General features: G+C 71.3%; 18 protein-coding genes. 11 read left to right on the plus strand and 7 right to left on the minus strand.

Annotated features, from left to right (window positions below; genetic code table 11):
* Positions 1 to 159 precede the first annotated feature (159 nt).
* Positions 160 to 2,370: an NADP-dependent isocitrate dehydrogenase gene (locus AC07TY_RS13830; RefSeq protein ID WP_494785690.1), complete on the plus strand. Its 2,211-nt coding sequence runs from the start codon at positions 160 to 162 to the stop codon at positions 2,368 to 2,370.
* A 24-nt stretch (positions 2,371 to 2,394) separates the two neighbouring features.
* Positions 2,395 to 2,619, plus strand: a complete 225-nt coding sequence (locus AC07TY_RS13835) for a hypothetical protein (RefSeq protein ID WP_494785691.1) — start codon at positions 2,395 to 2,397, stop codon at positions 2,617 to 2,619.
* 523 nt (positions 2,620 to 3,142) lie between these two features.
* Here AC07TY_RS13835 and AC07TY_RS13840 read toward each other — a convergent pair.
* Positions 3,143 to 4,051: an ROK family protein gene (locus tag AC07TY_RS13840; protein ID WP_494785692.1), complete on the minus strand. Its 909-nt coding sequence runs from the start codon at positions 4,049 to 4,051 to the stop codon at positions 3,143 to 3,145.
* 222 nt (positions 4,052 to 4,273) lie between these two features.
* On the opposite strand from AC07TY_RS13840, the gene AC07TY_RS13845 reads away from it, so the two are divergent.
* From AC07TY_RS13845 to AC07TY_RS13875, 7 genes are all read left to right on the plus strand, one after another.
* Positions 4,274 to 5,431, plus strand: a complete 1,158-nt coding sequence (locus AC07TY_RS13845) for an ROK family transcriptional regulator (RefSeq protein WP_123507007.1) — start codon at positions 4,274 to 4,276, stop codon at positions 5,429 to 5,431.
* A 46-nt stretch (positions 5,432 to 5,477) separates the two neighbouring features.
* A complete protein-coding gene (locus tag AC07TY_RS13850; protein ID WP_123507008.1) occupies positions 5,478 to 6,806 on the plus strand; it encodes an extracellular solute-binding protein in 1,329 nt (442 codons plus the stop codon).
* Between the two features lie 78 nt (positions 6,807 to 6,884).
* Positions 6,885 to 7,823, plus strand: a complete 939-nt coding sequence (locus AC07TY_RS13855) for a carbohydrate ABC transporter permease (RefSeq protein WP_494785693.1) — start codon at positions 6,885 to 6,887, stop codon at positions 7,821 to 7,823.
* The gene (locus tag AC07TY_RS13860; RefSeq protein WP_494785694.1) at positions 7,820 to 8,734 is read left to right on the plus strand and encodes a carbohydrate ABC transporter permease; all 915 of its coding nucleotides are present in this window, start codon (positions 7,820 to 7,822) and stop codon (positions 8,732 to 8,734) included. The genes AC07TY_RS13855 and AC07TY_RS13860 overlap by 4 nt, the downstream gene beginning before the upstream one ends.
* An 8-nt stretch (positions 8,735 to 8,742) precedes the next feature.
* The gene (locus AC07TY_RS13865) at positions 8,743 to 10,368 is read left to right on the plus strand and encodes a beta-N-acetylhexosaminidase (protein WP_494785695.1); all 1,626 of its coding nucleotides are present in this window, start codon (positions 8,743 to 8,745) and stop codon (positions 10,366 to 10,368) included.
* Positions 10,369 to 10,371: 3 nt separating this feature from the next.
* Positions 10,372 to 11,157 (plus strand): glucosamine-6-phosphate deaminase, encoded by a 786-nt coding sequence (nagB, locus tag AC07TY_RS13870; protein WP_494785696.1) that lies wholly within the window; start codon positions 10,372 to 10,374, stop codon positions 11,155 to 11,157.
* Positions 11,139 to 12,719 carry an N-acyl-D-amino-acid deacylase family protein gene (locus AC07TY_RS13875; protein ID WP_494785697.1) on the plus strand — a complete coding sequence of 527 codons (1,581 nt, stop codon included), beginning with the start codon at positions 11,139 to 11,141 and terminating at the stop codon, positions 12,717 to 12,719. Before nagB ends, AC07TY_RS13875 begins: the two co-directional genes overlap by 19 nt.
* Before the next feature lie 61 nt (positions 12,720 to 12,780).
* Here the strand turns inward: AC07TY_RS13875 and AC07TY_RS13880 are convergent, their stop codons facing one another.
* On the minus strand, positions 12,781 to 14,079 hold the full coding sequence (locus AC07TY_RS13880) for an FAD-dependent monooxygenase (protein ID WP_494785698.1): 1,299 nt from the start codon (positions 14,077 to 14,079) through the stop codon (positions 12,781 to 12,783).
* Between the two features lie 211 nt (positions 14,080 to 14,290).
* On the opposite strand from AC07TY_RS13880, the gene AC07TY_RS13885 reads away from it, so the two are divergent.
* Entirely contained in the window at positions 14,291 to 15,175 is an 885-nt protein-coding gene (locus tag AC07TY_RS13885; RefSeq protein ID WP_158614265.1) for an HAD family hydrolase, read from the plus strand.
* Positions 15,176 to 15,195: 20 nt separating this feature from the next.
* On the opposite strand, the gene AC07TY_RS13890 is transcribed toward AC07TY_RS13885, so the two are convergent.
* Positions 15,196 to 15,627: a RidA family protein gene (locus AC07TY_RS13890; protein WP_494785699.1), complete on the minus strand. Its 432-nt coding sequence runs from the start codon at positions 15,625 to 15,627 to the stop codon at positions 15,196 to 15,198.
* Positions 15,628 to 15,686: 59 nt separating this feature from the next.
* On the opposite strand from AC07TY_RS13890, the gene AC07TY_RS13895 reads away from it, so the two are divergent.
* Positions 15,687 to 16,952, plus strand: a complete 1,266-nt coding sequence (locus AC07TY_RS13895) for an alanine racemase (RefSeq protein WP_494785700.1) — start codon at positions 15,687 to 15,689, stop codon at positions 16,950 to 16,952.
* 97 nt (positions 16,953 to 17,049) lie between these two features.
* On the opposite strand, the gene AC07TY_RS13900 is transcribed toward AC07TY_RS13895, so the two are convergent.
* The 4 genes from AC07TY_RS13900 to AC07TY_RS13915 form a co-directional block, all read right to left on the minus strand.
* Positions 17,050 to 17,289 carry a hypothetical protein gene (locus tag AC07TY_RS13900; protein WP_488625453.1) on the minus strand — a complete coding sequence of 80 codons (240 nt, stop codon included), beginning with the start codon at positions 17,287 to 17,289 and terminating at the stop codon, positions 17,050 to 17,052.
* A 70-nt stretch (positions 17,290 to 17,359) separates the two neighbouring features.
* Complete coding sequence (locus tag AC07TY_RS13905; protein WP_123507017.1) at positions 17,360 to 18,340, minus strand: NAD-dependent epimerase/dehydratase family protein; 981 nt, start codon at positions 18,338 to 18,340, stop codon at positions 17,360 to 17,362.
* 7 nt (positions 18,341 to 18,347) lie between these two features.
* Complete coding sequence (gene nagA / locus AC07TY_RS13910; RefSeq protein WP_494785701.1) at positions 18,348 to 19,502, minus strand: N-acetylglucosamine-6-phosphate deacetylase; 1,155 nt, start codon at positions 19,500 to 19,502, stop codon at positions 18,348 to 18,350.
* The gene (locus tag AC07TY_RS13915; RefSeq protein ID WP_123507019.1) at positions 19,499 to 19,894 is read right to left on the minus strand and encodes a YrdB family protein; all 396 of its coding nucleotides are present in this window, start codon (positions 19,892 to 19,894) and stop codon (positions 19,499 to 19,501) included. The genes nagA and AC07TY_RS13915 overlap by 4 nt, the downstream gene beginning before the upstream one ends.
* Between the last annotated feature and the right edge of the window lie 7 nt (positions 19,895 to 19,901).

Genomic DNA, 19,901 nt, shown 5'->3' on the forward strand with positions numbered 1-19,901 from the left:
CTGCGCCCGCCTGTGGATAACTCCGTCGACGGGGTGGCGAGCGAATAGTGTGGACGGAGATGCCAGCGGTCTCACGGGTCGACAAGGTATCTTGATATCAAGACATTCTGCCGGGCCACAAGCCGCGGCGGGCCGCCCAACGAAGGAGTCGCCACTCGCATGAGCAAGATCATCTACACCTTGACCGACGAGGCCCCCAGGCTCGCGACGTACTCGTTCCTCCCCATCGTCGAGGCGTACGCCGCCAAGGCCGGCGTCGAGGTCGAGCCCCGCGACATCTCGCTCGCCGCGCGGATCCTGGCCCATTTTCCCGAGCGCCTCACGCCTGAGCAGGTCGAGCCCGACGAGCTCGCCGCCCTCGGCGCCCTCGCGAAGACGCCCGAGGCCAACATCATCAAGCTGCCCAACATCTCGGCATCGGTGCCGCAGCTGAAGGCCGCGATCGTCGAGCTGCGGTCGCAGGGCTTCGATCTGCCCGACTACCCCGACGAGCCGCAGAGCGACGAAGACACCGATATCCGCGCGCGCTACGACAAGGTCAAGGGCTCCGCGGTCAACCCGGTGCTGCGCGAGGGCAACTCCGACCGCCGCGCTCCCGCCAGCGTCAAGCAGTACGCCCGCAAGCACCCGCACCGCATGGGCGCCTGGTCTCCCGACTCGAAGACGAACGTCGCGACCATGGGCCACGACGACTTCCGCTCGAACGAGAAAAGCACGGTCGTCGCCGCCGAGGGCAGCGTCTCGATCGAGTTCACGGCGGCCGACGGCACGAAGACCGTGCTCCGCTCGGCCGTGCCCGTCACGCAGGGCGAGGTCATCGACGCCACCGTCCTGCACGTCGCGGCACTCCGCTCCTTCCTCAAGGAGCAGATGGCTCGCGCCGAGGCCGAGTGCGTGCTGTTCTCGGTGCACCTCAAGGCCACGATGATGAAGGTCTCCGACCCGATCATCTTCGGCCAGGTCATCCGCGTCTTCTTCGACGAGGTCTTCCAGCAGTACGGCGACGACCTCGCCGCAGCGGGCCTCAACCCGAACGACGGCCTCAACGCCATCCTCGTCGGGCTCGACTCGGTGTCGAACGGCGCCGAGATCAAGGCCGCCTTCGAGGCCGTCCTCGCCAAGGGGCCTGAGCTGGCCATGGTCGACTCCGACCGCGGCATCACCAACCTGCACGTGCCGAGCGACGTCATCGTCGACGCGTCGATGCCCGCCATGATCCGCACCTCCGGCCACATGTGGGGCAAGGACGGAGCCGAGCACGACACCCTCGCCGTCATCCCCGACTCGAGCTACGCCGGCATCTACCAGGCCGTGCTCGACGACTGCCGTGCGCACGGCGCCTTCGACCCGACCACGATGGGCTCCGTGCCCAACGTCGGCCTCATGGCGCAGGCCGCCGAGGAGTACGGCTCGCACGACAAGACGTTCCAGCTTCCCGGCGAGGGTACCGTCACCGTGGTCGACGGCTCGGGCGCGGTCCTGCTCGAGCAAGCGGTCGAGACCGGCGACATCTGGCGCATGTGCCAGACCAAGGACGTGGTCGTGCGCGACTGGGTCAAGCTCGCCGTCACGCGTGCCCGAGCCACCGGCGCCCCCGCCGTGTTCTGGCTCGACGAGTCGCGCGCCCACGACGCGCAGCTCATCACGCTCGTCACGAGGTACCTCGGCGACCACGACACCGAGGGCCTGCAGATCGAGATCCTCTCGCCCGTCGACGCCATGGCCTTCTCGCTGGAGCGCATCCGCCGCGGCGAGGACACCATCTCGGTGACCGGCAACGTGCTCCGCGACTACCTCACCGACCTCTTCCCGATCATGGAGCTCGGCACCTCGGCCAAGATGCTGTCGGTCGTGCCCCTGCTGAACGGCGGCGGCCTCTTCGAGACCGGCGCGGGCGGCTCCGCTCCGAAGCACGTCACGCAGCTCGTCCAGCAGGACTACCTGCGCTGGGACTCCCTGGGCGAGTTCCTCGCCCTCGCGGCCAGCTTCGAGCACCTCGCGACGACGACCGGCAACGCCCGCGCGCAGATCCTCGCCGACACGCTCGACCGCGCGACGGCGTCGTTCCTCGACGAGAACAAGTCGCCGGGGCGCGCCATCGGCACGATCGACAACCGCGGCAGCCACTTCTACGTGGCGCTGTACTGGGCGAACGAGCTCTCGCAGCAGACGGCCGACGCCGATCTCGCGGCCGACTTCGCCAGCCTCGCCGGCGTGCTCGGCGGCGCCGAAGAGGCCATCGTCGGCGAGCTGATCGCCGTGCAGGGCAGCCCCGTCGACATCGGCGGCTACTACCGTCCCGACGACGCCAAGGCCTCGGCAATCATGCGTCCGTCGGCGACGCTGAACGAGGCGCTCGCGGCGCTCTAGCTCCGCCGCACGAAGGCCCCGCGCGTGGTGCGCGGGGCCTTCGTCGTGCTCGGTGCGTGCGTCGCGGCGTGCCCGCGCGGCGCCGGGCCGGCCGCGGGTGCGCGCCGCCGTGCCCGCGCCCAGCTGCGCGCTCCGGGTCGCGTCGGACCGTGCACCGCGCGCCGTGCCGCCGGGCCGCGCCGCGCCGCCGGGCTGCGCCTCGCCGTGCGCGAGATGGCCGTCGTCGTCGCGTTGGTCGTCTTTCGGTGACGCGGAGGGCCATCTCGGGATGGGTGGGGTGGTCTGTCGCGCGGGCGAGGTACTCGTAGGGCCGTCGAGATGGCCGTCGTCGTCGGGTCGGTCGCCCCGCGGCGACCCGGAGGGCCACCTCGGGATGGGTGGGGTGCGGTGGTGCGAGATGGCCGCCGTCCTCGGGTCGGTCGCCCCGACCCGACGCGCGAGGCCATCTCGCGGCGGGTGAGGTCGGGCCGGGTACCGGGTGCGTGGAATCTGCGGCTCAGGGGGCCATTCGGCGCAGGAACTGCGCACTCGACGGCGAGCACCCGCCGCGTCGCGCGCGTGCCGGTCCGCGAGGTGGCCCGCGTTGTCGGGCTGGGCGCCGCGAGGCGACGGCGGTGGCCATCTCGGCGGGGACGGCGCGGCGACGGCGCGGCGGCGCGGCGGCGGCGGGGCGCGCACGACGGCGGGCGGCACGACGGCCCGAGGCCGAGCGCGGCGGGGCGCGGGCCCGCGGGAGCGCAGCGGCCGGGCCGGGCGGAGTCAGGCCCCGAAGCTAGGCGCTGCGGACCACCGAGGAGGGTCGCCCCAGCATGGCGGCGCCGACCGCGGCGACGGGCAGGCCCTCGGGCAGGAGGCTGATGCGGTCGGGGAGGGCGAGCGAGGCGAGGAACGTCGAGGCGGCGGCCCACTCCTCGAGCACGAGACGGACGGCCGAGAGGAGGGGTGCGCCGACGTGGCTGACTCCGCCGCCGATGACGACCCGCTCGACGTCGACCGTGAGCACGAGCAGGCGGACGGCGGCCGCGACTCCCTCGGAGACTCGGCGGCTGACGGCGACGGCGTGCGGGTCTCCGTCGGCGGCTGCACGGAAGAGGTCCTGCGCCGGGTAGGGGTGGTTGGTGGGCCAGAGGCGCGCGATCGCCGAGCCGGCCGCGACGGTCTCGAGGCAGCCGCGCTGGCCGCACAGGCAGAGGTCGCGCTGCGGGTCGACGGGGATGTGGCCGATCTCGCCGGAGACGCCGCGGGCTCCGCGCCAGAGCGCTCCATCGAAGACGAGGCCGGCGGCGAATCCGGTGCCCAGGTTGAGGTAAGCGACGGGACCCTCGAGGCCCATGAGGTGGACGGCGCCCAGGGCCGCCGCGTTGACGTCGTTCTCGACGGCGACCGGCGTGTGCGTGAGGGCTTCGAGCGCCTCGCCGAAGGGGGTGTCGTGGAATCCGAGGTTGACCGCGTGCCGCACCCGCCCGGTGGCCGGGTCGACGAGGCCGGGGATCCCGACGCCGATGCTGTCGAGCGACGCGCCCGTGAGTCGGCGGAGACCCTCGACCGCGGCGGCGGCTCCTGCGACGACCTCCTCTTCGCCGAAACCGGTCGGAAGACGGAGGCTGCCGGTGACCGTGCCGTCGGAGTCGACCGCCACCGCATCGATCTTGGTGCCGCCGATGTCGAGGCCGGCCCTCATCGGCGGGCTCCGCGCGGGGCGCCGGGGGAAGGGCGGGTCGAGGCGTGCATGTTTGTTAGTAAATCTTACGAATCCGATGGCGCGCAAGATTCGCGCGTCACAAATCCTTCAAATCACGGGCAGGTTTCGTCTCGGTTACATCCGAAAAGAGTTCTTGACTTTTGTTTGTAAGGGCAATTTACTAACACAACCAGCCCGTCCGGGCCTTCGAGAGGCGAGAGCATGACAAGCGAGATCGTGGAGCAGGCACCGCGTCGCCGACGGGTGTCGGTCAAGGCGCTGCCGCAGCACAACCGCGTGCACAATCGCTCGCTGGTGCTCCAGGCGCTCTTCCACAACGGCGCCATGAGCCGCGCCGACCTCGCCCGCCACTCGGGCCTCACCCGCCCGACGGTGTCGGTGCTCGTCGCCGAGCTCGAGGCCGACGGCATCGTCTCCGAGATCGGCCAGCGCGCAGACGTCAGGGTGGGCAAGCCCGCCACCCTCGTCGAGATCAACGCCGACGCGTTCCACATGATCGTGCTCGACCTCTCCAGCGCCGACCGCTTCGTCGGAGCCGTCGTCAACCTCCGAGGCGAGGTCGTCGACCGCGCCGAGCTCGAGATCGACGGCGCCGTGGGCGACGACGCGATCGCCCGGGTCATCCGACTCGGCGAGCGCCTGGCCGCGCTGACCACCCGCCGCATCCTGGGCATCGGCGTCGGCTCGCCCGGCATCGTCGACGACCAGGGCGTCGTGCGCGAGGGCCTGCACCTCGAGTGGTTCGACCTGCCTCTGAAGCAGCGTCTAAAGGAGCACTTCCGCGTGCCCGTCCGGGTCGCCAACGACGCGAACGTCGCCGCTCTCGGCGTCCACACCTTCCGCGACGTGCCCGGCCTCAGCCTGATGGTCATCACGATCGAGCACGGCGTCGGCGTCGGCCTCATCATCGGCGGCTCGCTCGTCGAGGGCGAGCAGTTCTCCGCCGGCGAGATGGGCCACGTGACCGTCGACTCGTCGGCCGACGGCAGCGAGGGCGCCCTGTGCACCTGCGGTCGCCGCGGCTGCCTCGAGACGGTCGTCGGCGCCCGCTACCTCAGCGACCGCGTGGCAGGTCTTCCGGCGCAGGAACGCGACGCCGCACTTCGCAGTGCGGGCCGAGCTCTGGGGATCGTCACCGCCCCGGTGATCAGCGCCCTGAACCTCAACGAGGTCGTGCTGTCGGGCCCCGCCGCCCTGCTGGACGGTCCGTTCGCGGAGGCCGCCCTCGCCACCGTCAAGGCGCGCACGCTCTCGGCCGTCGGCCGGGGGCTCACCCTGCGCACCTCCGGCGGCGACACCGATCTCGTCCTCCTGGGGGGTGCCTCGCTCGTCCTCCAGGCCGAGCTCGGCGTCTCCTGACCTGTTCTCTTCCCTTCCGATCACATTCACCACGAGGAGTTAGAAAGTGCGTATTTCGAAGATCGCCGCGGTCGGGGCCCTCAGCCTCGCCGCCGTCGTGGCGCTCAGCGCCTGTTCCAGCAGCGGCAACGCCGGCACCTCCGGCGGTGGCACGCAGTCGGTGCCCACCACCAAGGGCGACGGCAAGACGCTCAAGGTCTGGGTGATGACCGGCGACTACACCGACGCCACCATCGCCGAGATCAACAAGGAGTTCACTGCTAAGACGGGCGCCAAGGTCGACGTCCAGATCCAGCAGTGGGACGGCATCACCACCAAGATCTCGACGGCGCTCGCCACCAGCACGCCGCCCGACGTCATGGACCTCGGCAACACGCAGGTCGCCAGCTACGCCGCCAACGGCGCGCTGCTCGACCTCACGCCGTACAAGAAGGACCTCGCCCAGGGTCAGACCTGGCTGACCGGGCTCTCGGAGCCCGCCACGGTCGACGGCAAGCTCTACGGCCTGCCCGGCTTCGCCGGCGCCCGCGCGGTCATCTACAACAAGACGACGTGGGCGAAGGCCGGCGTCACCGACGCTCCGACCACCTACGACGAGCTCACCGCCGACCTCGACAAGGTGGCCGCCGCCAACAAGTCGACCTCCGACTTCTCTCCCTTCTACCTGCCGGGCCAGCAGTGGTACGCCGGAATGCAGTTCGTCTGGGACGCCGGCGGAGAGATCGCCACCGAGAAGGACGGCAAGTGGACCGCCGGTCTCGGCGACTCGAAGGCGCAGCAGGGTCTCGCCGACTTCAAGGAGTTCCAGAACGCGTACTCGTCGAAGGCCTCTCGGACGCTCGACACCGACAGCCCCGACTTCACGCAGATCTTCGCCGACGGCAAGACCAGCGCCATCCTCTCGACCAACGGGTACGTGGACCTCGTCAAGAAGGCCAACCCGAAGCTGAAGGACAGCGACATCGGCACCTTCCCCTTCCCCGGAAAGTCGGGCAAGACGCAGCCCGTCATGCTCGGCGGCTCGGACTGGGGCATCGCGGCGAAGTCGAAGAACACCGACCTCGCGCTGCAGTGGGCCAAGATCGCGGCCAGCCCGTCGGTCCAGTCGAAGTGGGTGTACGGCAACGACGGCTGGATCCCGAACAGCACCGACGGCATCAAGGCGGCCGACTCGACGCTGAGCGACATCGACAAGGGCTTCTTCAACGCGGCTCTCAACTCGAAGGCCACTCCGGCCTCGGGCGAGTGGGCGGGCCTCGAGGGCGACAAGAGCATCAACCAGCTCTTCTCGGCCGTCGCCTCGGGCTCGAAGACGCCTGAATCGGCTGCGTCGAGCTTCGACACCGCAGCGGACAAGACGCTCAACGCGAAGTAGACGGGCCGGGGCGACGCTCCGGCGCCGCCCCGCTCGTCTCCTCTCACCGCGCTCCACCGATCGACCGAAGGGCACCGAATGGCCATCTCGACCGTGAACCCCGGCCTCCGCAGAGCGGCGAAGGGGCCTCGCAGGAGCCTCGCGCCGCTGTGGCTGCTCAGCCCGGCGGGAATCGTCCTGCTGGCGGTGCTCGTCGCACCGATCATCTACCTGGTCGTGACCTCGTTCACCGACTACGACCAGCGCACGCTCTACACCGGCGCCTACGACTCGGTCGGCATCGCGAACTACCTGTCGCTGTTCACCGATCCCGACTTCTGGTGGTCGCTGATCCGCACGGTGCTCTTCACGGCCGCGATGGTCGCCGGCAGCATCGTGATCGGCACCGGTGTCTCGCACCTCCTGACACGGCTGTCGACGGTGATGCGCTACGTCGTCACGATCGTCCTGATCTTCGCGTGGGGCATGCCCAACGTCGCCTCCTCGCTGGTGTGGAAATGGCTGTTCCAGCCGGGCTACGGCGTCATGAACTGGTTCCTGACGCATCTGCACGTCTTCGGCGACATGACGAACGTCGACTGGTCGAACAACGCCTTCCTCTCGTACGCGTCGATCTGGATGCTCATCGTCTGGCAGGCGGTGCCCTTCATCGCTCTCACCCTCTACGCGGCCGAGACGCAGATTCCCACCGAGCTCAAGGAGGCCGTCCGTCTCGACGGCGCCTCCGAGTGGGGCGTCTACAAGACGATCACCCTGACCTTCCTCAAGCCGACCCTCCTGCTCGTCACGATCCTCTCGGTGATCTGGGACTACAACGTCTTCAACCAGATCTGGCTCGTCTCGCAGGGCGGCCCCGACGATGCGACCTCCACCCTCGGCGTCTTCACGTTCACGACGGCCTTCGTCGGGTTCCATCTCGGGCAGGGCGCCGCGATCTCGGTCGTGACGACGCTGATCCTGCTGATCCTCACCGTGTTCTACATCCGCAACCTGATCCGCTCGGGAGAAGACCTGTGACCACGACCGCGCCCCGCCTCTCGACCGACGAGGTCTCCGACCACGCCCCCGCATCGGCGCCGACAGCGGTGAAGTCGACGCGTCGCCGCAAGCGCCCGCGCTGGATCAGCCACACGATCGCGGTCGTCTTCTCGATCGTCTGGATCTTCCCGGTCTACTGGATGATCAACACGGCCTTCAAGCCCCGTACCGAGGCGATGACGTCCAAGCCGGAGTTCTATCCCCACCACCCGACGCTGCACAACTTCGCGGTCGCGTTCACGCAGGGCGACTTTCTCGTCTACCTGCGCAACTCGGCGATCGTCGTGTCGGGTGCCGTCATCCTCTCGATCCTGCTCGGCCTGTTCGCCGCAGCCGCTCTCTCGCGCTTCCGGTTCCGCGGGCGCCGCTCGATCATGGTCGTCATCCTGGTCGTCCAGATGCTGCCGGCGACGGCCCTGCTGATCCCGCAGTTCTTGATCTTCAGCCAGATCGGACTCATCGGCACCTACGTCGGCCTGATGCTCGCCTACGTCGCGGCCGTCCTGCCATTCACCATCTGGGTCATGCGCGGGTTCTTCCTGGCCATCCCGATGGAGGTCGAGGAGGCCGCCCGGATGGACGGGGCGTCGACGTGGCAGGTCCTGACCCGGGTGCTCTTCCCGCTGGTCATGCCGGGCGTGATCGCCTCGGGCGTCTTCGCGTTCATCGCGGCGTGGAACGACTACATCGTCGCCTACACGTTCATGCAGGACCAGAGCCACTACACGCTGCCGGTGTGGCTGGCGTCGTTCACCACTCAGACCTCGGGCACCGACTTCGGCGGGCAGATGGCGGCCTCCGTGCTGTTCTCGCTGCCGGTCGTCGTGTTCTTCATGATCATCCAGCGCAATCTGGTGTCCGGCATGTCGGCCGGCGCCGTGAAGGGATAGCAGTACCGATGACGATCTCACTCGTTCCCCGTCCGTCCAGCCTGGTGGAGGGCACCGGCTCCTTCGCCCTCGACGCCCGCACCCGCGTGGTCGCGCCGGAGGCCCTCGACGGCGAGGCCGCGCTCCTGCAGGCGGCGCTCCGCCCGTCGACCGGCCTCCCGCTGAAGGAGGCCGACCTCGCCGACCGCGCCATCGTGCTCGGCCTCGCCGCCGACCTCCGCGCGTCGGAGTGCCGCCTCGAGGTCACCGTCGACGGCGTCGTCGTGCAGGGCGGCGATGCGGCCGGCGTGTTCCACGGCATCCAGACACTGCTTCAGCTCCTGCCCGCCGAGTCGTACCGCCGTTCACCGGTCGAGGGCGTCGCCTGGACCCTCCCGGCCGTGACGATCGTCGACTCCCCGAAGTTCGGCTGGCGCGGCGCCATGCTCGACGTGGCCCGGCACTTCATGCCGAAGCACGACGTGCTCCGCTTCATCGACCTGATGGCGATGCACAAGCTGTCGGTGCTCCACTGGCACCTCACCGAGGACCAGGGTTGGCGCATCGAGATCGACAAGTACCCGCGCCTCACCGAGGTCGCGTCGTGGCGCAAGAACTCGCAGGTCGGCGCGGGCCCCGAGGCCACCTTCGACAACCGCCCGCACGGCGGTTTCTACACGAAGGCCGACATCCGCGAGGTCGTCGCCTACGCGAGCGCCCGCCACATCCAGGTCGTGCCCGAGATCGACGTGCCCGGCCACAGCCAGGCCGCCATCGCCGCGTACCCGGAGCTCGGCCTCGACCCGTCGAAGCAGCTCGACGTCTACCCCGCCTGGGGCATCATCCACGACGTGCTCAACATGGAGCAGTCGACCGTCGACTTCTACAAAGACGTCTTCGACGAGATCCTCGACCTCTTCCCGTCGCCGATCATCGGAGTCGGCGGCGACGAGTGCCCGCGCGACGCCTGGAAGGCCGACGCCCGCACGCAGGAGATCATGCGCGAGCGCGGCTTCACCGACGAGACCGAGCTGCAGACCTGGTTCATCGGCGAGCTCGACGCGCACATCACGGCGAAGGGCCGCCGCATCTACGGCTGGGACGAGATCCTGGAGGGCGAGATCTCGGAGTCGGCGATCGTCGCCTCGTGGCGCGGCATGACGGGTGCCGTCACGGCGGCGAAGCGCGGTCACGACGTCGTCGCCTGCCCGGACGACCAGGTCTACCTCGACTACCGCCAGTCGACCGACCCCGACGAGCCCATCCCCGTCTCGATCCCGCTCACCGTGGCCGACGTCTACGCGTTCGAGCCGGTCCCCGCGCTGCTCACCGCCGACGAGGCCGCCCACGTGCTCGGCGGCCAGGGCAACATCTGGACCGAGCACATGGACTCGCCCCGCACCGTCGACTACCTCGTCTTCCCTCGCCTGTGCGCGCTCGCCGAGGCCGTCTGGACCGAGGGCGATCGCGACTTCGCCGAGTTCGAGCCGCGCCTCGAGGCGCACCTCGCCCGGCTGGACGCGATCGGCGTGGAGTACCGGAAGGCGTCGGGGCCGCTGCCGTGGCAGATGCGTCCGGGGGTGCCCGGTCGTCCGTCCACTCGCGAGGAGCGCGCGGCGTTCATCGCCGAGCTCGTCGCGAACATCGCGGAGTAGCGCGTGGAGGTCATCGTCAAGCCGACCCCCGCCGAGGTCGGCCGCACGGCCGCGGCCCTGATCGCGCGGGTGTCGCGCGAGAAGCCCGAGGCCGTCCTGGGGCTCGCGACCGGCTCGTCGCCGCTCGGCATCTACGAGTCGCTCGCGGCGCTGGTCGACGCCGGCGACCTCGATCTGTCGAGAGCGTCGGGCTACGCGCTCGACGAGTACGTCGGAATCCCGCTCGACCATCCGGAGTCCTACGCGTCGGTCATCGCCCGCGACGTCGTCGGGCCTCTCGGCATGGACCCGTCGAGGGTCCGCGTCCCCGACGGGCGAGCCTCCGACATCGAGGCGGCGACGCGCGACTACGACGAGGCGATCCGCTCGGCCGGCGGTATCGACGTGCAGATTCTCGGGATCGGCGCGAACGGCCACATCGGCTTCAACGAGCCCTCGTCGTCGTTCGCCTCGCGCACCCGCATCAAGACTCTGGCCCCGTCGACCCGCGAAGCCAACGCCCGCTTCTTCGACGATCCCGCCGACGTTCCCACGCACTGCCTCACGCAGGGGCTCGGCACGATCCTCGAGGCGAAGCGCGTCGTGCTGGTCGCGCAGGGGGCAGCCAAGGCCGATGCGGTGGCGGCGATGGTCGAGGGGCCGCTCTCGGCGATGTGCCCGGGGTCGGCCCTCCAGCTCCACGAGCACGCGACGATCGTCGTCGACGAGGCGGCGGCGGCCCGGCTGACCTTGCGCGACTACTACGACTACACGTACGCCAACAAGCCGACGTGGCAGCGGTTCGAGTAGCGGTCTTCCGCGGCGCGACGGTCCATGACGGCACCGGCGCTCCGAGCAGACCGGCCGACGTCGTCGTCGAGGCCGGCCTCATCACAGCGGTCGAAGCAGGCGCAGCGGCACCCGTCGGTGCCGAGGTCGTCGACGCGTCCGGCCGGGCGATGCTCCCGGGCTTCATCGACGCGCACTCGCACGACGACGCCGCGCTGTTCCGCCCCGGCGGCCTCGACCCCAAGACCGGCCAGGGCGTGACGACGACCGTGCTCGGCAACTGCGGGCTCGGCGTCGCACCGTCGTCGCCCGGCCTCGCCGAGAGCGCGACGCCTGTGCTCGGGCCGTTCCCCGACCGCCACTGGCCCACGTTCGGCGACTATCTCGCCGAGATCGCCGCCGAGGCCCGAGCCGTCAACACCGTGGCGCTGGTGCCTCATGCTCCGCTGCGAGCCGCCGCCCTCGAATTCGAACGCCGCCCGGCCACAGCGGCTGAAGTCGATGCGATCGCAGGAACTGCGGCCTCAGCCCTCGACGCAGGCGCAGCCGGCATCTCGCTCGGCCTCATGTACGCACCGGGTGACGAGGCCACCCGCGACGAGCTGCTCGCGCTGGCGACCGCCGCCGCACGGCACGACCGCCTGCTCGTGGCGCACATCCGCAACGAGGCCGACCACCTGCGCGCTTCCATCGACGAGATGGCCGACCTCGCCCGAGCCACCGGCGCTCGCCTCCACATCAGCCACCTCAAGGTCACCGGGCCCGCGAACGCCGGCGGCATGCCGGCGATCATCGACCACCTCGATGCGCTCCGCGACGAGGGCATCGACGTCACGGCCGACGTCTACCCGTACGACGCCGGGTCGACGACCGTCGCCTCGCTCTTCCCGCCGGACGCCCAGGGCGCACTGGTCGCGCTCCTGTCCGACCCGACGACGCGGCGGCCCCTCCTCGCGCGGCTCGACCACCCGTGGCCCGCCACCGCCCTCGAGAACCAGTGGGCCGCCGTCGGGCCCGGCCGCATCCTTCTGGCGGGGTTCCCCGCGACGATGGCCGAGTACGAGGGGCTGTCGGTCGACGCCATCGCCGCGTCGCGGGCGCAAGACCCCCTCGACGCGCTCGCGGACCTCGTCGTCGGGGCCGCCGGGCAGCTCACCGTCGTCGTCTTCCACACCGACCCCGACGGCATGCGGCAGGCCCTCGCGTGGCCGCACACGCTCGTCGGCAGCGACGGGCTCCCGCGCGAGGCCGGATTCGTGCACCCCCGCCTCTACGGCACCTTCCCGCGGGCGCTGACCCTGGGGGTGCTGCCGTTCGACGCGGCCCTCGCGCGGATGACCTCGGCCACGGCCGACCGGTTCGGGCTGGCCCGACGAGGCCGCATCGAGGTCGGGGCCGCCGCCGACCTGCAGCTCGTCGACCTCGGCGCCTACGCCGACCGGGCGACGTACGACGACCCGCGGCGCAGCCCGGCGGGCCTCGCCGGCGTGTGGGTCGGCGGGGTGCGCGTGGGTGCGGCGGCGGCCGGCCAGTTCCTGCGCCCCGCCCCTGCTGCCCCTGCTGGCCCCAACAAAAGCGGGTGAGGGGTCGCTCGTTGTCGGGCGAGAGGGTGGTTCGGAGCAACGAGCGACCCCTCACCGGGCTTTATCGGGACGATTGAGGGGACCTCTCCAGGTGCGCGTAGTCGGGGAGGGCGATCTTGTCGGCGGGCGGGGAGAAGAGCTTGGCGCCGAGACGGGAGGCGACGCGGCTCGATGCGACGCGGAGGCCGGTGTGGAACGCTGCGAGACCTGCCCGGGTGCGCGGGTTGGCGACGCGGGGGACCCCCGGCGGCAGCTTCTGGGCCTGGTCGACGAAGGGCCGCATGATCCGGTCGTAGCCGGCGAACGCGTCGCGGTGATCGACGTGGGCGGCGAGCTCGCCCGCGAGCACGTAGGCGCCGACGAGCGAGAGGCTCGTGCCCATGCCGCTGAGGGGGGACGCGCACCAGGCGGCGTCTCCGGTGAGGGCGACCCGGCCTCGCGACCAGCTCGGCGCGTGCACCTGGCCGACCGACTCGAAGTAGACGTCGTCGGCCTTGTCGAGCTCGTCGAGCACCCGCGGCGCCTCCCAGCCGGAGCTCCCGAACTGGTCGCGAAGGCGGGCCCGCTGCTCGTCGGGGCTCCGGCGGCTGGCGCGCTGCGTCGCCTCGTCGTCGTAGAGGATCGACGTCAGCACGGCGCGGGTGGTCCCGTGGCGGTCGGGCCGCAGGGTCACTGCGAGCCCGCCGGGCTCGCTGTACCAGCGCCACCAGTCGACGTCCGACTCGGTGCGCGGGATCGTCAGGTACGTCATCTCCATGCCGAGGGGCCGGACCACCGCCTCGTCGCCGAAGACCAGCCGACGGGTCGACGAGCCGATGCCGTCGGCCGCGATCACGAGGTCGAACCGGCGCGGCTCGCCGTGCTCGAACGTGACGTCGACACCGTCGCCGGTGTCGTCGAGTCCGGTGATGCGGTCGCCGAAGACGTACTCGGTGGTGCCGGTGGATGGTGCGACGGCCGACGTGCCGGACGTACCGGACGTGCCGCGTGTCGCGCCGGACCCCGCGTCGCTGGTCGCCTCCACCAGGATCCGCGAGAGGTCGCCGCGCAGGATCTCGACTTCCGCAGTCGCGCCGCTCGTCTCGGACGCCGTCGCCGGGAACTCGGCGACGACCGCGCCGCCAGCGCCAAGGAAGCGCGTGCCGAGCTCGCCCGTCGTAGCGGCCTTGACGGCGTCCTCGAGCCCGGCGCGTCGGAGCACCTCGCGGGCGGCGCCGCGCACGTCGATGTTCTGGCCGCCCTCGCGGAACGCTGGCGCCCGCTCGACGACAGTGGTGCGCCAGCCGTAGCGGCCCAGCCAGAAGGCGAGCGATGGGCCGGCGATGCTCGCGCCGGAGATCAGGACGTGCGGTCGCGTCATGGGTGCCTCTCACGGCGTCGCACAAGCGCCGCCCGTCTGTTCTCTCCAGTCAACAGCACGTCGTCGAAGCCGGTGAGGGGTCGCTCGTTGCTCGCGGCGAAGCGCGCCGGGAGCAACGAGCGACCCCTCACCGGAGGGCGGGAGGCCCGCGTGCAGCGACACCCCAGCACTGGGGCGAGAGGCCCGAAGGCGGGCGAGACACAATGAGGGCGTGACCACCCTCTACGTCTGCGACCTCGACGGCACCCTGCTCGGGCCCGAGGCGAGCCCGAGCGCCTTCACCGTCGACACCGTGAACGGCCTCGTCGCGCACGGCGTGCACGTCGCCGTGGCGACGGCCCGCTCGGCCGTGTCGCTGCGCCGCGTGGTCGGCGACCTCGACCTGCGCGGCCCGGCCTGCGTCTACGGGGGTGCGTTCGTGGTCGACCTCTCGACCGGCGAGACCCTCGTTCAGCGGGTGCTCGACACGGCCGTGGTCGACGGGATCCTCGACGTGTTCGCGCGCACGGGGACCTCGCCGCTGGTGTACTCGCTCGATCCTGCGGCCGAGGCCTCGGAGGAGACCGTCGCCGGCGCCGGAGAGCACGCGGACACGGTCGGCTGGGTGCGGGGCCACGAGGGCCCCGGGATCGCCTGGTACCTCGGCGACCGGGGCGACGACCCGAGGTTCCGGCCAGTCGACAGCCCCGCCGACCTGACGCGCGAGGGCACGTTCTCGATCGTCGCGCTCGCTCCCGAGTCAGACCTCGAGCCGGTGCGGCGGACGATCGAGCGCGAGTTCGCCGGTCACGTCACGGCCACGCTCCAGGAGGAGACCTACCTGCCCGGCATCTACTGGCTGGAGCTGGCGGCGCCCGGCGCCGACAAGGGGCACGGGGTGCTCGAGCTGAAGAGCCTGCTCGGCGCGGACCGCGTCGTGGTGTTCGGCGACAACCGCAACGACCTGGCGATGTTCCGGGTCGCGGATGCGTCGTACGCGGTCGCGAACGCGAGCGCAGAGGTCCGCGAGGCGGCGACCGGGGTGATCGGCTCGAACGCCGATGACGGCGTCGCGCACTGGCTGGCCGCGCACGCGAGGGTCCCGGCCAGGCGCTGACCCAGCCCTGAAGCGGGGAGCTAGCCTACGACCGCGAGCGCGTCGATCTCGACGAGCATGGCCTCGTTCGGCAGCTCGACGAACACCGTGGTGCGGGTCGGGTACACGCCCGACGGCACGTTGGCCCGGATGTACTCGGCGTAGGCGGCGTTCATCTCGGCGAAGTCGCGGCGCTCGGTCAGGAACACGCGGAGCGAGAGCACGTCGTCGAAGGTGCCCCCGGCGGCCTCGACGATGGCCCTGACGTTGTCGAGCGTGCGGATCGTCTGCAAGGTGACGTCGCCCGGGTGGAGGTACTCGCCGGTGGCGGGATCCTGCGGCCCCTGGCCCGACACGGAGACGAACCCGCCCTTCTTCACTCCCTGCGAGAATGCCGTCATAGGGGTGGGCGCTCCGGTCGTCTCGACGCGGATCTTGCTCTCGGCCATCGTGGGGTCCATCCTGTCGTGCATCGCGTTCGTCCTACCCAACGACGCTACTGCACCACCCACCCGAGCGAAGGATCAGGCCCATGACACTCAGCACCGAGCAGCCGTCGAAGGTCGCGTTCACCGGGAGGGCCTGGCCCATCCCCCTCGGGGAGCTCCCGACACCCGTCCTGACCATCGACTCGGAGGTGCTTCGGCACAACATCGACACGATGGCCGGCTGGTGCCGCGAGGCCGGCGTCGACCTCGCCCCGCACGGCAAGACGACGATGTCGCCCGACGTCTGGCTGAGGCAGATCGACGCCGGCGCCTGGGGCCTCACCGTCGCGACGGCCTACCAGGCCGAGATCGCGCGCGAGGCCGGCATCGCCAACATTATCATGGCGGGCACGACCTTCGCCCCGGATGCACTGGCCGGTCTGGCCCGGCCGGGGAGCGAGGTCATGATGTGGCTGGACTCCGTCGACGGCGTCCGGCTCGTCGACGAGGCGCTGGCCCGGATCGCGCCGGACCGGTCGCTGCCGATCCTGGTCGAGATCGGCGCGGCGGGCGGCCGCACGGGGGCGCGCACGATCGAGGCGGCGCTCGCTGTGGCGGCGGCGGTGGGCGAGGCCGACCACCTGGTGCTGGCGGGCGTCGCCGGCTACGAGGGGGCCCTGACGCATGGCACCGACTCGGCGGCGCTGCAGCTGATCGACGACTACCTGGCGACGATGATCGAGTTTCGCGACCTGCTCGACGGCGACTCGTTCGGCCCGTGGCTCGCCCGCGGCGGAGACGTGATCCTGACCGCCGGCGGCAGCGTCTACTTCGACCGCGTCGTCGAGGCTCTGGGCTTCCGGCACGACCCCGAGGGGCTCCGCGGTGCACGGACGCGAGTGGTGCTCCGCTCCGGCTCCTACGTCACGCACGACCACGACCTGTACCGGCGGCTCACGCCCTTCGAGCGGCTCGACGCGGCGGAGTCGTTCCGCCCGGCCCTCGACCTCTGGGCGAGCGTGCTCTCCCGGCCCGAGCCGACGCTGGCGCTCCTCAACGTCGGCCGTCGCGACACCGCCGACGACGAGGGCCTGCCGCTGGTCATCGAGGCGTACCGTGTGCAGGGCTCCGACGCCCGCCGCGTGCCGGGTGCCGCGCAGGGCGCCGTCGTCACGGGCCTCAACGACCAGCACGCCTTCGTGACCGTGCCGCCCGAGTCGGCGCTCGCCGTGGGCGACCTCGTGCGGCTCGGCATCTCGCACCCGTGCACGACGATCGACAAGTGGAACGAGATCGCCGTCATCGAGGACCACCTCGGCGAGGCCCGCGGCCTGCCTCTGGTGACGTCGACGATAGAGACGCGGTTCTGACCCGGGCGACGAGGACGGCACGCCGGAAGCCGCGCAACCACGGCACGCCCCCGCACGAGGCGAGGGCGCGGTGGCGCTGTGCGGGGTAGGGGTCCCGCTAGCGCGGCGCCTTGCGACCCGACCTCGGCCAGGTGTCGCCAGCGACACCACGACGCAGGTACAGGGTCAGCCCGATGCCGAGCAGGAGGCCGACGAACCCGATCGGAAGGCAGATCGCCGCGGCCATGATGGGCGCGGTCGTCAGCATGAGAGTGATCGCGGCGATGAGGAACAGACCGCCGACCATCCCCGAGATGATGGCGATCCGCTCGGTGAGTCCGCGCGCGCCTGAGTTCATACCCCGAGGCTAGGGGCCGGGCGGCACCGGCGCAGTCGGACCTTCGGGGGACACCCTCGAGCCCCCGGGCTCAGGCGGTGAGGCGGTCGTACAGCGCGTCGACATCCCGGTCGACGACCCGGCGGCTCGCGTCGGCGTCGTGCCAGGCCAGGATGCGCCGGGCCCCTTCGGCGAAGGGGATGCGCGGCGCCCAGCCGGGGGCGAGCGACTCGATCTTCGAGGTGTCGAAGATGGCGGCGTGGCTCCGGTCGCCGCGCAGCGCCTCGTCCCAGACGGGCGCCTCTTGCACGAGATCGTGGGTCGTCCGGTGCACGAGATGGGGTACCTCCACGCCGGCGGCGTCGGCCAGGTCCAGCGCGATGGAGTTCCAGGTGAGCAGCTCGGGCGACATGATGTTGAACGCCTCGCCGATCGCCTCCGGCGCACCCAGCACGTGCACGAACGCGGTCGCGAAGTCGTCGGAGTGCGTGATCGCCCAGGGCGAGGTCCCGTCGCCGTGCAGCACGATGGGCAGGCCGCGGCGCATCCGGTCGATGGCCGTCCAGCCGCCGAGCAGGGGAACCTGCGTCCGGTCGTACGTGTGCGACGGCCGCACGACCGTCACCCGGATGCGCCCCGCGGCGTGCTCGTCGCGCAGCAGCCGCTCGCACGCGATCTTGTCGCGCGAGTACTGCCAGAACGGATTGTGCAGCGGGGTCGCCTCATCGATCGGCAGCCGGGCCGGCGGCTTCTGGTACGCCGACGCCGAGCTGATGAACACGTACTGCTCGGTCCGGTCGCCGAACAGCCGGACCGCGCGAGACACCTCGGCGGGCGTGAACGTGATGAAGTCGGCGATCGAGTCGAAGCGCCTGTCGCCGAGGGCCGTGCGGACGGCGTCCTCGTCGCGGATGTCGGCGGTGATGACCTCCACCCCGGCGGGCAGCTCCCGCGACAGGGTCGTGCCTCGGTTCAGGACAGTCACCGCGATCCCGTTCGCGCACGCCTCTCGGACGCACGAGGCGCTGATCTGGCCGGTACCGCCGATGAACAGGAGTGACGTCGTTGTCATCCGACGATCATGGCACGATCGGCGACCCCGCGGCCCAGACGCGCTCCACCGTCCAGCCGGGCGTCCACGCGACGAGGTCGGCGGCGAAGCCCGGCTCGACGAGGCCGAGCGTGCGCTCGAGGCCGAGCGCGGCGGCCGGCGTGAGGGTGAGGGCGGCCACCGCGTGAGCCGGCGGGAGCCCGACCTGGTCGATCGCGAGGCGCAGCGCCGCGTCCTGCGTGAGGGTCGAGCCCGCGATCGTTTCGGTTCCCGACAGCGTGGCGGTTCCGTCGGCGACCGTGACGTCGAGCGAGCCGAGACGGTACTCGCCGTCGTCCGCACCGGCGGCGGCCATCGCGTCGGTGATCAGCGCGATGCGGCCGGGGGCGGCGGCGAACAGCATCGCGGCGACCCGCGGATGCACGTGCACCCCGTCGAGGATGAGCTCGAGCGTCACGCGCCCGTCGTCGACCGCGGCCACGACGGGGCCCGGGGCGCGGTGGTGGATGCCGGGCATGGCGTTGAAGGCGTGCGTCAGCAGCCGCGCGCCGGCGTCGAAGCCCGCACGCGTCGTGGCGTAGTCGGCGACGGTGTGCCCCAGTGCCACGGCGACGCCCGCCCCCGACAGCCGCGCGATGGCATCGAGCGCTCCCGGCAGCTCGGGGGCGACGGTGACCTGACGGAGCGCGGCGCCGCCGGCCTCCAGCAGCGCGTCGAGAACGGCACCGTCGGGGGCCGAGAGGAAAGCCGGGTTGTGCGCCCCGCAGTTGCCGGGCGACAGGAGGGGGCCCTCGAGGTGCGCGCCGAGCACGAGGGGGTCGGACGCGCAGAGGTCGCTGATTGCGGCGAGGGAGGCGCGGAGTTCCTGCACCGGATTCGCGACGAGGCTGATCACCGAGCGCGTGGTGCCGTGCGCGCGGTGCACGGCCAGCGCAGCCGCGAACGCCGCGGGGTCGGTGGCGCCGTCGTCGAACGAGAAGCCGCCGCCGCCGTGGCCGTGCAGGTCGATGAGGCCGGGCGTGAGCGTCGCGCCGCCGAGCTCGACTTTCTCGTCGACGACGGCGCCCACGAAGTCGCCGGGGCCTCCGACGGCGGCGATCCGCCCCGCTTCGATGAGAACGCAGTAACTCGCCCGCTCACCCCGCGCATCGAGCACCGCCGCATCGCGCAGCAACGACCTCATGCGCGGTTCTCGCGGCGGAAGTTCACCACTCCCGACACCAGCGCCACGACGGCGAACACGGCGCCGACCAGCGGGTAGCCGAGGCTCACCCAGCAGTACGCCGCCGACCCCATGACGGCGATCTCGACGATGGCGCGCCCGACGGGGTCGGTCTTCACCGGCGCCCTCGGCGACCGGAACAGCGCCCAGAGCACGATGGCGAACAGCGGGGCGCCGACGATGAAGAACCAGGCCGGGAACGGGTAGGGCCAGGCGTAGTAGCCCCAGAAGCCGAGGCTGAAGAAGGCGAACAGCTCGAGCACGAGCCGCAGCACGTCGTTGGCGGTCAGCGTGAAGCCCCGACCGCCGTCGCCGCCGCCGCGACCGGGCCTGCGCTTGGGAGTGTCGAACACGGCGCCT

The organism is Frondihabitans sp. GW821-FHT04F02, from assembly GCF_059420045.1.